This is a genomic window from Kitasatospora herbaricolor, from assembly GCF_030813695.1.
Taxonomy (GTDB): domain Bacteria; phylum Actinomycetota; class Actinomycetes; order Streptomycetales; family Streptomycetaceae; genus Kitasatospora; species Kitasatospora herbaricolor.
Genome location: NZ_JAUSVA010000002.1, coordinates 2,349,726 through 2,362,870 on the forward strand (window position 1 = coordinate 2,349,726; position 13,145 = coordinate 2,362,870).

Genomic DNA, 13,145 nt, shown 5'->3' on the forward strand with positions numbered 1-13,145 from the left:
ACCGTGGCCGGCCCGACGACCGCGGGCCGACCAGGGGTCAGGCCGCTTCCGGGCCCGCCGCGCAGAGCTCGAACCACATCCGCTTGCCGGTGCCCCGGGGCTCCACGCCCCAGCCGTCCGACAGGGCCTCCACCAGCATCAGGCCGCGCCCGGAGGAGGCCTGCTCCCCCGGTGTGCGGCGGGTCGGCCAGAGGTCCGACTCGTCCTCCACCTCGACCCGCAGCCGGGCCCGGTCGGTGCCCGGCTCCCGGTAGAGCCGGGCGGTGAACATCGCGTCCCGGTCGGTGTGCCGGATGGCGTTGGTGACCAGCTCGGAGGCGAGCAGCTCGGCGGTGTCCACCAGGTCGGCGACGCCCCAGCGCCGCAGCGCGTCGCGCAGTTCGGCACGCACCTCGGCGATCCGGGCCAGGTCCGCCTGGCCGATCCGGCGGCGCAGCTGCTGGGCGGCGAGGCCGCCCTCCGGGCCGTCCCAGCGCAGCAGGAGCAGCGCTATGTCGTCCTCGCGCTCGCTGGAGTCGGCGGACTGGGAGGCGACCCGGTCGGCGAGGTCCTCCAGCGGGTCCCGGGCCGACTCGCCGCGGGCCGGGATCTCGCCCGACAGCACGTGGCAGAGCCGGCTGAAGCCGGTGTCCAGGTCCATCGTGCGGGACTCCACCAGACCGTCGGTGCAGAGCAGCACCGTCTCGCCCGGGTCGAGGCTGAACCGGGTGACCCGGTACTCCTCGTCCGGCGCGATCCCGAGCGGCAGCCCGCCCGCCACCGGCTGCACGGCGGTCGAGCCGTCGGCCCGCCGGACCACCGGGTCCAGGTGGCCGGCCCGCACCGCGTAGACCACGCCGTAGTCGACGTTCACCTCGGCGTAGGTGCAGGTCGCGAAGTGGTCGGTGTCCAGGTCGGCGAGGAAGCGCGAGGCCCGGGCCATCACGGCGGCCGGCGGGTGCCCCTCGGCCGCGTACGCCCGCAGCGCGATCCGCAGCTGCCCCATGATCCCGGCGGCGTGCACGTCATGGCCCTGGACGTCGCCGATCACCAGCCCGACGTGCCCGCCGGGCAGCGGCACCACGTCGTACCAGTCGCCGCCGATCTGCAGGCCCGAACCGGCCGCCAGGTAGCGGACCGCCGTGGAGACCCCGGGGATCGACGGGACGGTGCGCGGCAGCATCACCCGCTGCAGGCCCGCCGCCAGCTCGTGCTCGGCGTCGTGCAGGCGGGCCCTGGCCAGCGACTGGGCGACCAGGCCGCCCAGGGTGGAGAGCAGGGTCCGCTCGTCGGCGTCCAGCTCCCGGTCGTCGTCGAAGCTGACCAGGCAGACGCCGATCGGGCGGCCGCTGGCCACCAGCGGCAGGAACGCCCAGGCGCTGCGGCTGCTGGCGCTGACCGGCCCCCAGGTCTCGGGGTAGCGCTCGCGGTACTCCTCACGGCTGGCGATGAAGACCGGCGCGCGCAGCCGGATCGCCTCGGCGGCGGGGTGCCCGGCCGGCAGCAGCGAGCGGTCGTGGACGGCCATCTCGTCGGGGCGGTAACCGCTGGCACCGAGGATCTGCACCCGGCCGGCCTCCTGGGCCGCCAGCACCAGGCCGTCCGGCGGCAGGCCCGGCAGCGGCAGCTCGGTGAAGACCCGGGCGACGTCCCTGACGGTGACCGCCTCGGACAGCGCCCGGGCGGCCTCCTTGATGAACCGCGAGCGCTCCTCGCGCAGCAGCGCCATCCGGTCGGCGCGGTCCCGCTTGTGCAGCTCGACGGTGGCGTCCCAGACGAAGCCGACCATCCGCGAGGCCCGGCCGAAGGCGTCGGCCAGCACCCGGCCGCGGAACCGGACGGCGCGCATGCTGCCGTTCGGGCCGACCGTGCGGTAGTAGGCGCCGCACTGCCCCAGCTCGGCGACGGCCCGCTCGACCCGGCGGCGCACCACGGGCGCGTCCTCGGGGTGCAGCAGGCTCAGGAAGGAGGCGGAGGAGCTGTCGAACCGGCTCTTCTCCAGGCCGATGATCGCGCAGGCCCGGTGGTCGCCCTCCAGGACGTCCCGGCGGATGTCCCAGTCGAAGGAGCCGATGCCGTTGGCCGCCATCGCCGGCTCCAGCCAGTCCGGGGTGGAGTCCCCGGAGGTGGTGGGCAGGCCTGCGGACACCATCGGCGCGAGCCGGCCGGGCGCGCTGTGCAGGGCGTGCCTGCGGACCGCCTGGGCGGGCGGGCGTCCGCGACCGGACCCGGCCGCGGACGGAGCGGGGGGAAGCCCCGGCCCCTGTGGCTCGGGCTCTGTGGCCATGCTGCTCCTGCCGCTGCCATGCCGTCCCGTCCGGACGGGCCGCATGACCGTGTGGTGGTGGTGGTCGTACTGAAGGAGGTGGCCCGGGCGGACGGCGGACGGTCGAGGCTCGATCTCCCCGCCGGGTACCGTTCCCGGGCACACGTTCCCACCATCCTGTCTAATGTTCGGCAGAGCGGCAATGCCGACGGCCCGGGAATATTTCGTTCGACGGCGAACGGCGGCGAATGGCCGGGGGTGTACGCAGGCTCCCGGAACTCCCCGAACAGCCGAAACGGCCGCCGGGTCGGGGCGCGCCCGAACCGCTCAGGAATATGCCAACTCGAACCAGGTGACCTTGCCGTCGCCGCGCAGCTGCACGCCCCAGTCGTCGGCGAGCGCCTCGACGAGCAGCAGCCCGCGGCCGGAGGTGGCGTACTCGGCGACCGGATCCCGACGGCGGGGCAGCCGGGCGGTGCCGTCCTGGACCTCGATCCGCAGCCGCAGGTCCGCGGTGAGCACGGCGTCGAACACCGCGCCCTGCCCCGTGTGCAGGAGCGCGTTGGTGACCAGCTCGGAGGTCAGCAGTTCGGCGGTGTCGGCGAGCTCGGGCACACCCCACTGGTCGAGCGCGGCCCGCAACCGGCTGCGGACGGCGCCCACCGCGACCAGGTCGGCCGCGTCCAGCGGCAGGTGCAGTCTGCGGTGCAGGGCGCAGTCGGGCGCCGGCGTCCCCTGCTCGGCCGGCCGGGCCGGTAGCGCGCGCCCGCTCGGCCCGCCGCCGGGGGCCACGTACCCGAGGGTGTCACCGGGGCCCTTCCACGACCCCGAACCGGTCCGCTGTCGCGGAAATCGCGCCTGACCGTCCATCACCACACGCCCCCGCCTTCGTCGAACGCCCGTACCGGATCCCCCGCCGGGCGGGCCGCCCTGATTGCCGACACTCATCCTCATGCCCAGCTGAGGCGCTTTGCAACAGTGTGCGTCCGATCACATGGGGTGAAAGGGGCTCGAACGGGTTGCCGTGATCCAACCACCGGCCTCGGACAGGTTTGCGACGCGGACGAGCCCCCGGCGCCCCCTCGGGAGGGGCCGCCGGGCGCCCGGCGGACGACGGGCGGGGTCCCGCTACGGCAAACGAGTGCCCGCCGGGCCCGTCGAAGGCGGACCGGGCGGACCCCTTCGGCGCGGCGCCCGCACCCCCGGCCGCCGGGCGGGCAACGCTGGTAGCCCGAGGCCGGGCCCGTCCGGCCGGCCCGGCCACCGCCGGACGGAGCCGACCTCGGGGCGGGCCGGCGGGCCCGGCCGGGCGCCCGCTCCGGGCGAGGCTGGACAGGGCGGCCCCGGCCGGGTTCAATGACAAGGAGAAGTTTGAACGTCGTTCTAACTTCGGCCCGGGCCGGACCCGGCGCCACCCGACCACCGGCCGACCACCCGACCCGCACACACCGACCACCACCCCGGCACCCCGGCGACCGCGAGCGAGGAACCGTGCGACTGACCCCCACCGAGCGGGACCGGCTGCTGATCTTCACAGCAGCCGAACTGGCCCGCACCCGCCGTGCCAGGGGCGTACGCCTCAACGTCCCCGAGGCGCACGCCCTGATCGCGGACACCGTCTGCGAGGCCGCCCGGGACGGCCGCCGGCTCGCCGAGGCGATCGAGGCCGGCCGCAGCGTGCTCACCGCCGAGGACGTGCTGCCCGGCGTCCCCGACGTGGTCACCGTCGTCCAGGTGGAGGCGGTCTTCGAGGACGGCACCCGGCTCGCCGTCGTCAACGACCCCTTCAAGGGCGGCGGCTCGCTCGGCGACGACGCCCCCGGCGGCGCGCTGATCGGGTCCGGCGAGGGCTACGACCCGGTGGAGGAGACGGTGGTGCTGCCCGTCCACAACACCTCCGCGGTACCGATCTCGGTCACCTCGCACTTCCACTTCTTCGAGGCCAACCCCCGCCTCGCCTTCGACCGCGCCGCCGCGTACGGCACCCACCTGGCCGTCCCGGCCGGATCGTCGGTGCGCTTCGACCCGGGCGCCACCGTGGAGGTCGGGCTGGTGCCGGTCGGTGGCGCGCGGGTCGCGATCGGCTTCGCCGGCCTGGTCGACGGGCCGCTGGACGCGCCCGGCGCCAAGGAGGCCGCCCTGGCCAAGGCCCGCGCGACCGGGTACCTGACCAACTTCGACGACACGGAGGTCGAGTCGTGACCGCCATCACCCCGCACGACTACATCGCGGTGCACGGTCCGCGGGCCGGTGACCGGATCAGGCTCGGCGACAGCGGCCTGATCGTCCGGGTGGAGTCCGACTCGCAGGAGCCCGGCGAGGAGTTCCTGGCCGGCTTCGGCAAGACCGCGCGCGACGGCCTGCACCTCAAGGCCGCGGCCGTCCGCGACACCTGCGACGTGGTGATCAGCAACGTCCTGGTGATCGACGCGATCCAGGGCATCCGCAAGACCTCCATCGGCCTGATCGACGGCCGGATCGCCTCGATCGGCCGGGCCGGCAACCCCGACACCCTGGACGGCGTCGACGTGGTCGTCGGCACCGGCACCACCATCGTCTCCGGCGAAGGCCTGATCGCCACCGCCGGCGCCGTCGACACCCACGTCCACCTGCTGTCCCCACGCATCATGGAAGCCTCGCTGGCATCCGGCGTCACCACGATCATCGGCCAGGAGTTCGGCCCGGTCTGGGGCGTCGGGGTGAACTCCCCCTGGGCCCTGCGCCACGCCTTCAACGCCTTCGACGCCTGGCCGGTCAACATCGGCTTCCTCGGCCGGGGCTCCTCCTCCGACCCGGCGCCGCTGATCGAGGCACTCGCCGAGGGCGGCGCGTCCGGCTTCAAGGTGCACGAGGACATGGGCGCCCACACCCGCGCCCTGGACACCGCCCTGCGGGTCGCCGAGGAGTACGACGTCCAGGTCGCCCTGCACACCGACGGCCTCAACGAATGCCTCTCGGTCGAGGACACCCTCGCCGTGCTGGAGGGCCGCACCATCCACGCCTTCCACATCGAGGGCTGCGGCGGCGGACACGTCCCCAACGTCCTGAAGATGGCCGGCGTCCCCAACGTCATCGGCTCCTCGACCAACCCCACCCTGCCCTTCGGCCGCGACGCGCTCGGCGAGCACTTCGGGATGATCGTCTCCGCCCACGACCTCAAGGTCGACCTGCCCGGCGACGCCGCGATGGCCCGCGACCGCATCCGCGCCGGCACCATGGGCGCCGAGGACGTCCTGCACGACCTCGGCGTCATCGGCATCACCTCCTCCGACGCCCAGGGCATGGGCCGCGCCGGCGAGACCGTGCGCCGCACCTTCGCCATGGCCGGCAAGATGAAGACCGAACTCGGCCCCCTGGACGGCACCGGCTCCTACGGCACCACCGAGAGCGGCGACGACAACGAACGAGTCCTGCGCTACATCGCGAAGCTCACCATCAACCCCGCCCTCGCCCACGGCCTCGCCCACGAGGTCGGCTCCATCGAGGTCGGCAAGCTGGCCGACATCGTCCTGTGGCGCCCCGACCACTTCGGCGCCAAACCCCAACTGGTCCTGAAGTCCGGATTCCCGGCCTACGGCGTCACCGGCGACCCCAACGCCTCCACCGACCGCTGCGAACCCCTCGTCCTCGGACCGCAGTTCGGCGCCCACGGCGCCACCGCCGCCGACATCTCGGTCGCCTTCGTCGCCCGGGCCGCCGCCGACGGCGCCTACCTCGACAAGGCAGCCGACACCATGCCCACCCGCCGCCGCCGCGTCGCCGTCCGCAACACCCGCGGCATCGGCCCGCGCACCATGGTGCGCAACGCCCGGATCGGGGACGTCCAGGTCGCCGAGACCGGCCTGGTCTCGCTCGACGGCTCCCCCATCCGCTCCGAGCCCGCCGACAGCGTCTCGCTCAGCCGCCTGTACTTCCTGTAGCCCCCGGACCCACCGCGGCCCCGGCCCGGCACCGCCGCCCCGGGCGGCCCGTCCCACGGGCCGCCGCAACCCTCCCCCACCGCATAGGACTTCACCCTCATGACCACTCCTGCCTCGCTCGGCTTCCGGATGCCCGCGGAATGGGCCCCGCACGACCGCACCTGGATGGCCTTCCCCACCACCAACCAGACCTTCGACAGCGCCGAGCACCTGCACGCCGCCCGCCTCGCCTGGGCCGAGGTCGCCAACACCATCGTCCGCTACGAGCCGGTGACGCTGATCGTCAACACCGGCGAGAGCGAGGACGCCAGGAAGTACGTCTCCGAGCAGGTCGAGCTGGTCGAGCGCCCGCTGGACGACGCCTGGATGCGCGACATCGGCCCCACCTTCCTCACCGACGGCAAGGGCGGGATCGCCGCCACCGACTGGGTGTTCAACGGCTGGGGCGCGCAGTCCTGGGCCAGCTGGGAGAAGGACCAGCACATCGCCGAGGCCATCACCGGCCTGTCCGGCGTGCAGCGCTTCGCCTCCCGCCTGATCAACGAGGGCGGCGGCATCCACGTCGACGGCGAGGGCACCGTCCTGGTCACGGAGACCGTGCAGCTCGGCGAGGGCCGCAACTCCGACTGGACCAAGGAGGAGGTGGAGGCCGAACTGCACGCGCAGCTGGGCACCACCAAGGCCGTCTGGCTGCCGCGCGGACTCACCCGCGACTACGACGAGTTCGGCACCCGCGGCCACATCGACATCGTCGCCTCCTTCGTCCGCCCCGGCGTCGTGGTGGCCCACGTCCAGCCCGACCCCGCCCACCCGGACCACGAGGTGTGCAAGGAGCTGGTGGCGATCCTGCGCACCTCCACCGATGCCGCCGGCCGCCAGCTGGAGGTCATCGAACTGCCCGCCCCCACCGTCCTGCTGGACGAGGAGGGCGAGCCGGTCGACTACTCCTACATCAACCACTACGTCGCCAACGGCGCCGTCGTGCTCTGCGCCTTCGGCGACCCCCGCGACCAGGCGGCCGCCGACATCCTCGGCGAGGCCTACCCCGGCCGCACCGTCGAACTCGTCGACGCCCGCGAGATCTTCGCCAACGGCGGCGGCATCCACTGCATCACCCAGCAGCAGCCGAAGCCCTGACGAGCGTACGGGCCGGCCCACCGACCGGCGGGCCGGCCTTCTCGGGAGTCACCGAACCCGGCACCGACCGGCGCACCCGGAGACCAACTCCCACATCGCTCCCGCCTGATCCGAATCGAGCCGGAGTCGACCCGTCCGCGCACTGCCCGAAGTGCCTCGGTACGGCCCGACTCCGGCCGTTCGCGTTCGGAGGACCCGCACCGTCCGGTTCCCGGCGGTGGCCCGCTTCGCGCGCTCCTCGGACAGGTCGAAGCCTGGCCGGAGCACCTGGAACGTCTCACGGTGGCCCCGGCCTCCGGCGACGACCGCACCGAACTGCGCCACGAAGGTGTGCCGGGGTACCCCCGGCAGGTCGAAGTCCCTGACGGCGAGCGGGTATCCGCATCCGGTCGCGGTCCGCTCCGACAACGACACGAAGGCCCCGCTGCTACTGCCCGGCGCGTCGGGCAGGACGAGCTCGTGACGCATCCACGGGGGCCACGGACGACGGTATGTTCGACCTGTTCGCGGGGGCGCACGAACGTACCGTGGGACCTGAGCCATGACGTCCGGAAGGTGGGGGTGCAGCATGCCGAGGCGTGACTACGAGGACGACCCGGATGCGCCCGCACCGAACAGCCTGGTGCCCGCCGCGTCCGTCGTGGTGGTCGACGACGACGGACGGGTCCTGCTCCAGCGCCGCACCGACAACGGCATGTGGGCTCTGCCCGGCGGGAAGATGGAGCTCGGCGAGTCGCTGGCCGCCTGCGGCATCCGGGAGACGTGGGAAGAGACCGGCATCACCGTGGAGATCACGGGCATCGTCGGCACCTACTCCAACCCCGGGCACGTCTTCGCGTACGACGACGGCGAGGTCCGGCAGGAATTCTCGATCTGCCTCCTCGGGAGCCCGGTCGGCGGCGAACTGCGGATCTCGGACGAGTCGCACGAGGTGGCGTGGTTCACGCCGGCGGAGACGGACGGGCTGCCGATGGTGGCCGGTGTCCGCAAGCGGATCACGGACTGGCGTCGTGGTCAGGGTCCCGTCGTCGCCTGAGCGTTCAGGTGCAGCGACTCGCATCCAGCATGAGAGAGTCGGACCTGCGGCGTCACCCACGCATGAGGAGTCCCTGATGGAGTGGACCGGCCGATGGGGCTGGGAGGTTTCCGCCGGATGGGCCCAACCCGGGGAGGACCCGGCCGTGGCCATCGCGCGGGAGGTCGAGGAAGAGACGGGGTGGCGGCCCGGACGGGTCCTTCCCTTGGTCGAGTACGACGCCCTGGCCGGGATCTCCACCATGCACGTCCGCTCCTTCCACATCACCGGCTGCGCGTACGTCGGTGAGCCGACCGACCGCAGCGAGGCCTCCCGGGTGGAGTGGCTCACCGAGGCCGACGTGGTCAAGCTCCTCGCCGCGGGCCAAGTCCCGGACGGGCCGTCGCTCGCAGCCCTGTCCTACTACCTCGGGCCCCACCGGCTGCTGGGCGGCACGGGCTCCGACGTCCGCTGATCTGTCAGGGCCGGCGCCTACGATCACGCCGTGCGGCACCGCGGCCGCAGCCGTTCGACAGCACCCCGCCATGCGGCAGGCCTTGCCGAAGGCTGTCACCCGGTGACGGAGCAGGCACTGAAGGACGCCGCGCGAGCTGCGGAGATGCCGTCTCAGTAACTACGGGGTCACAGGTCGGCACTCCTGACCAGTAGTCAGACGCACCCCCAATAGGTTCGCCCCCTGACCATCCAGCCCAGGGGACACAATGCGCCGCACCACCATCGCAGTCATCGCCACTGCCGCCGTACTCGGCCTCGCCGCCTGCGACCCTGTCGCCACCAGCTCGACGGCGAAGACCGCCCCCGCAGCAGCTCCCCCGGCCAGCGACGCACCCCCCGCCGCACCGGCCGCAACCACCCCGCCGGCCGCCGCGGCGCCCAAGCAGGCCGAGCTGCCCAACCTCGTCGGCAAGGGACTCCAGAGCGCCCAAGACGCGTCCCAGGCCGCCGGCTTCTACACCCTCACCTCGCACGACGCGCTCGGCCGCGCCCGCAACCAGATCGACGACCGCAACTGGAAGGTCTGTACCCAGACACCCGCACCCGGCCGGCAGGCGACCGACACCAAGGTCGACCTCGGCGCCGTCAAGCTCGACGAGACCTGCCCCGCCGCCGACCAAGGCACCGCCCCGCAGCCCAAGGCCGGCGCCACCATGCCCGACTTCAAGGGCAAGGCCGCCTCCGTCGCCCGGGCCGCGCTCGACAAGTCGACGTCGCTCACCGTGCAGGACGCGTCCGGGCAGAGCCGCATGGTGCTCGTGGAGTCCAACTGGCAGGTGTGCTCGCAGGACCCGGCCGCCGGCGCCGAGCTGACCGGGCAGCCGGTGGCGCTGAAGGTCGTGAAGTTCACCGAGAAGTGCCCCTGACCGAGCTACGACCGGGCACGCCGAAGGCACGACCAAGCCCCCAGAAGTGCCGACACCGAGCCTGTCGGCTATCCGGTCCATCCCGATCGGCGTGAGTCTGCTCCACCTGGGAGTGGCCGGCCGGGACCAACTCACCTTCGCCCTGGGTGGCAACGGCCGACAGGTTCTTGATCGGTCAACTCCCCCATCGCTCCGAGCCGATGTCAATCGAGCCGGGGTCGAGCCGCCCGGGCACTTCCCGAAGTGCCCCGGCGCGGCCCGGTTCGGGCCGGCTCGGGCCGGCTCGGGCCGTTCGCGTAACCGGACCGGGCAGCGTCCCCGGCCGGGGGCGAGGAAGCCGGCGGAGGGCAGGGAGCGAGGGCTCCCGGGCGGATCGGGACGCCGGGCAGCAGAGCGGTGCGGCTCCCCGCACGCCGGCTTCGAAGCCGAGCGGGGTTCGGCGACGAACAGGGCGGCAACAGTGGTCACTTCGGACATCCCGGCGGGTGGTTCCGAAGGTCGGCACCAGAGGTCGGTTTCGGCAAGGCTCGGTCACGGCTCGGCAACTCGCCCGTCCGGACGGCCGGTCGAGCGATACCGTCCCCCTCGCCCACCACCCGCCTCACAAGGGGGATCATGCAGACCCGCACCACCACCCTCACCCGCCTCACCCTCACCGCCGCACTCGCGCTGGGCGCCACCGCTTGTGCGAGCGGTGCACCGGCGACCCCCGCAGCCGAGCCGGCGGCCGCCACGCCGGTGGCCACCAGAACGGCCGCCGCGGCGCCGTCGGCGGCGGCCGCGCTCACCCCGGGCGCGCCGGCCTCCGTCCCCGGTGGCCCCCCGCCCACTCCGGACGCCGCCACCACCGCGAGGTACATCGCCGCGTTGACCGCCATCGATCCCGAGATCGTCGACAAGAAGCCGGACCGCGCCGTCAGCCGCGGCCGCGACCAGTGCACCTCGATCGGCACCTGGCCCAACGACCGCCAACGGCTGGTCGACCTCACCGGGCAGCGCTTCACCTCCGCCAAGCACCCGGACGGGTTCGGGCCCGAGAAGGCGTCACTGATCCTGGACGTCGTCCACGCGAACCTCTGTCCCACGTACTGATCTCGCCCACGGCACCGCGTCCCTCAGCCGGACCGGGGCGCACCGCCTCCGGTCCGGCCGCAGAGCACCAGTGACCTCCTGAACCGACCGGTCTTCATATTCGGTCCGGGCCGGCCGCATCCGACTCCATCCGGCCGAGGATCCCGGACCGCCCCGCCCGGAGCCCGATGCCCCGCACTCGGCGCCCCGCGCCGCGCCCGAAGACCCCCGCCAGGAACGCCCTCCGTACCCGACGACCGCACCAGGGGACCCTCATGCCCGTTCACGTCCGCACCGTCCGACCCGGCACCCTCCGCGCCCTGACCCTCCGCGCCCTGACCCTCCCGGCCGTCACCGCCCTGCTCGCGGCCACGGCGGCATGCTCCGCCGCCCCGTCCGCCGCGGCGCCGCCCGCGCCGGTGGCGGCCGCGACCGGCCAGGCCGGGGCCGCCACCGGCACCAGCAGACCCTTGGCGGCCCTGGACGCGGCCGCCGTCACCCAGCAACTGATCAGGGTGATCCCCACCGTGAAACTGACCGTCACCTACGACGGCACCACCGACCCCAACGGCAAGCTCGGACGACCGCACCAGTACGTCAGCAAGAGCGCCTTCGACGACAGCAGGGTCAGCGGCCTCCCGAAGGCCAAGGAGGACGAGTCGCGCGGCCGGCGCGACTCCATCTCCTACGGCGGCACCGTCGAGATCTTCGCCACGCCCGAGGACGCGCGTGGCTGGGCCGACTACATCGACCAGGGGCAGCAGGCCATGGGCTCGCTGCTGACCCCCGACTACATCTTCCGCAACGGGACGGTGGTGGTGCGGGTGTCGCACCTCCTGACGACCGAGCAGGCGTCCGCGTACGGGCGCGCGATCGCCTGAGCCGGTCGTGCGCAGGGCCGTGGCGTCCTTGCCCTGCGGCCCTGCGGCCCTGCGCACGACCCGGCCGGGTCGGTCAGGAGTTGAGCGCCGTCCAGGTCCAGGCGCCGCCGACCCGGACGTAGAGGCGCTTGTTGACGCTGTCCACCGCGAGGGTCCCGTCGGGCGGGGTGCGGGTGAAGGAGGCGTCGCTGACGGGGCCGGCGACCAGGCGCAGCGGCGGGTTCGGCTGGTGCTTGGTGGGAATGGTGCCGCCCTGCTGGCTGCCACTGTTGCCGTAGCTGTTCTCCACCCGGAAGTCGCCGGCGCTGGAGCTCTCGTAGTAGATGTGGCTGCCGGTCGGACTGGCCATGTACGCCCCCACCACGTTGCGCAGGACGGCGGTGGTGCCGGGCCCCGCGTACAGGTCGACGCCCGAATTGATCGTCGCCGTCGTGCGGTTGGCGATCAGGACGTTCTCCAGGGCGCTGCTCATGCCGGCCCAGGCGATGATGTTCTGCGGGGTGGTCCAGCCGGCCGCGAACCCGCCCGCGAAGGCGTAGACGTTGGTGGCGTACACGTGCTTGCAGGAGGCGTCGATCTTCAGGTGCGGTCCGCCCTGCATCTGGGAGGTCTCGAACTTGCAGTCGGTGATGTAGATGCCGTTGGGGTTGTTGCCCGCCACCGGGCCCTGGGTGATCCAGAGCGCGCCGGTGCCGAAGGCCTCGAAGCGGCAGCCGACGAAGTGGATCTGGTTGACGTTGTCGGTGCTGGATCCCCAGCCGGCGGTGGCCGAGTTGTTGCGCAGCCAGACGTTGGGCTGGGTGGTGCTGCCGGCCGGGCCGGTGCAGGACTCGACGACCAGGTTGTAGAAGCGGGAGTCCCAGAACTCCACGCCGTCGATGCACAGGTCGTCGTTGCTCGACATGTAGAGGTCGCGGAAGTAGCAGTTGTCGTTGTAGTAGAGCTCCAGCAACAGGCCGGTGCGGTGGTTGCCGTTGAAGCCGAGGTCCTCGATCGCGCAGTAGCGCCGGTGCGAGGCCCCGCTCGGGTCGGGTCCCGTTCCGGACATCCGCAGCAGGATCCCGTTGCCGCCCTTGACCAGGGTCGCGGCCTTGCTGCTCGCACCGACCAGCCGGACCCCGTTGCCGCCGACGGTCAGCGCCGGAGTGCCGCCGGCCGGCGTCACCAGGTACTTCCCGCCGGGGAAGTAGACGGTGCCGCCGCCGGCCGTGGCGGCGGCGGTTATCGCGGCCTGGACCGCGGCCGTGTCGTCGGTCGAGCCGTTGCCGACCGCGCCGTACTGCTTCACGTCGAACCAGTCCGGCGAGCCGGTGGCCGCCGAGGCCGGCTGCGCCCCCGCGGTCATCGCGACACCTGTCAGCCCCGCGACGGCGCCCGCGAGCAGGGCCCGACGCCGCGTGCTGTCCCCCGAGGTACCCGATGTGATCACTGCTGTTCCTCCCGTTGTCCGCGGCCTCGTGGCGATGCTGCCACGCGGCTCGCGACAAGATCGCA

11 protein-coding genes and 1 pseudogene are annotated in these 13,145 nt (G+C 73.2%); 8 read left to right on the top strand and 4 right to left on the bottom strand.

The genetic code is table 11. The annotated features are described in order from the left end of the window. Positions 1–37: 37 nt before the first annotated feature. A complete protein-coding gene (locus J2S46_RS10630) occupies positions 38–2,131 on the bottom strand; it encodes a SpoIIE family protein phosphatase (RefSeq protein WP_191290441.1) in 2,094 nt (697 codons plus the stop codon). Positions 2,132–2,572: 441 nt separating this feature from the next. After that, positions 2,573–3,037, bottom strand: coding sequence for an ATP-binding protein (locus tag J2S46_RS10635; RefSeq protein ID WP_229912785.1), 465 nt, complete (start codon positions 3,035–3,037; stop codon positions 2,573–2,575). Between the two features lie 699 nt (positions 3,038–3,736). Between J2S46_RS10635 and J2S46_RS10640 the strand changes: the two genes are divergently transcribed. From J2S46_RS10640 to J2S46_RS10650, 3 genes are all read left to right on the top strand, one after another. After that, complete coding sequence (locus tag J2S46_RS10640) at positions 3,737–4,447, top strand: urease subunit gamma (protein ID WP_191290440.1); 711 nt, start codon at positions 3,737–3,739, stop codon at positions 4,445–4,447. Further along, entirely contained in the window at positions 4,444–6,165 is a 1,722-nt protein-coding gene (locus J2S46_RS10645; RefSeq protein WP_370882181.1) for an urease subunit alpha, read from the top strand. The genes J2S46_RS10640 and J2S46_RS10645 overlap by 4 nt, the downstream gene beginning before the upstream one ends. Positions 6,166–6,264: 99 nt before the next feature. Then, positions 6,265–7,302 (top strand): agmatine deiminase family protein, encoded by a 1,038-nt coding sequence (locus J2S46_RS10650; protein ID WP_191290439.1) that lies wholly within the window; start codon positions 6,265–6,267, stop codon positions 7,300–7,302. A 210-nt stretch (positions 7,303–7,512) separates the two neighbouring features. Here the strand turns inward: J2S46_RS10650 and J2S46_RS10655 are convergent. Beyond that, positions 7,513–7,710: pseudogene (locus J2S46_RS10655) on the bottom strand (hypothetical protein); the annotation flags it as partial. Between the two features lie 160 nt (positions 7,711–7,870). Here J2S46_RS10655 and J2S46_RS10660 point away from each other — a divergent pair. The 5 genes from J2S46_RS10660 to J2S46_RS10680 all read left to right on the top strand — a co-directional run bounded on the left by J2S46_RS10660 (position 7,871) and on the right by J2S46_RS10680 (position 11,651). Next, the gene (locus J2S46_RS10660) at positions 7,871–8,338 is read left to right on the top strand and encodes an NUDIX hydrolase (RefSeq protein WP_191290438.1); all 468 of its coding nucleotides are present in this window, start codon (positions 7,871–7,873) and stop codon (positions 8,336–8,338) included. Positions 8,339–8,414: 76 nt separating this feature from the next. Beyond that, positions 8,415–8,792, top strand: a complete 378-nt coding sequence (locus J2S46_RS10665; RefSeq protein ID WP_191290437.1) for an NUDIX hydrolase — start codon at positions 8,415–8,417, stop codon at positions 8,790–8,792. A gap of 247 nt (positions 8,793–9,039) precedes the next feature. Further along, positions 9,040–9,699: a PASTA domain-containing protein gene (locus J2S46_RS10670; protein WP_191290436.1), complete on the top strand. Its 660-nt coding sequence runs from the start codon at positions 9,040–9,042 to the stop codon at positions 9,697–9,699. Positions 9,700–10,314: 615 nt separating this feature from the next. After that, entirely contained in the window at positions 10,315–10,791 is a 477-nt protein-coding gene (locus tag J2S46_RS10675) for a hypothetical protein (protein ID WP_191290435.1), read from the top strand. A 254-nt stretch (positions 10,792–11,045) separates the two neighbouring features. Continuing rightward, a complete protein-coding gene (locus tag J2S46_RS10680; RefSeq protein WP_191290434.1) occupies positions 11,046–11,651 on the top strand; it encodes a hypothetical protein in 606 nt (201 codons plus the stop codon). Between the two features lie 73 nt (positions 11,652–11,724). On the opposite strand, the gene J2S46_RS10685 is transcribed toward J2S46_RS10680, so the two are convergent. After that, on the bottom strand, positions 11,725–13,080 hold the full coding sequence (locus tag J2S46_RS10685; protein WP_307349613.1) for a glycosyl hydrolase family 28-related protein: 1,356 nt from the start codon (positions 13,078–13,080) through the stop codon (positions 11,725–11,727). Positions 13,081–13,145 lie beyond the last annotated feature (65 nt).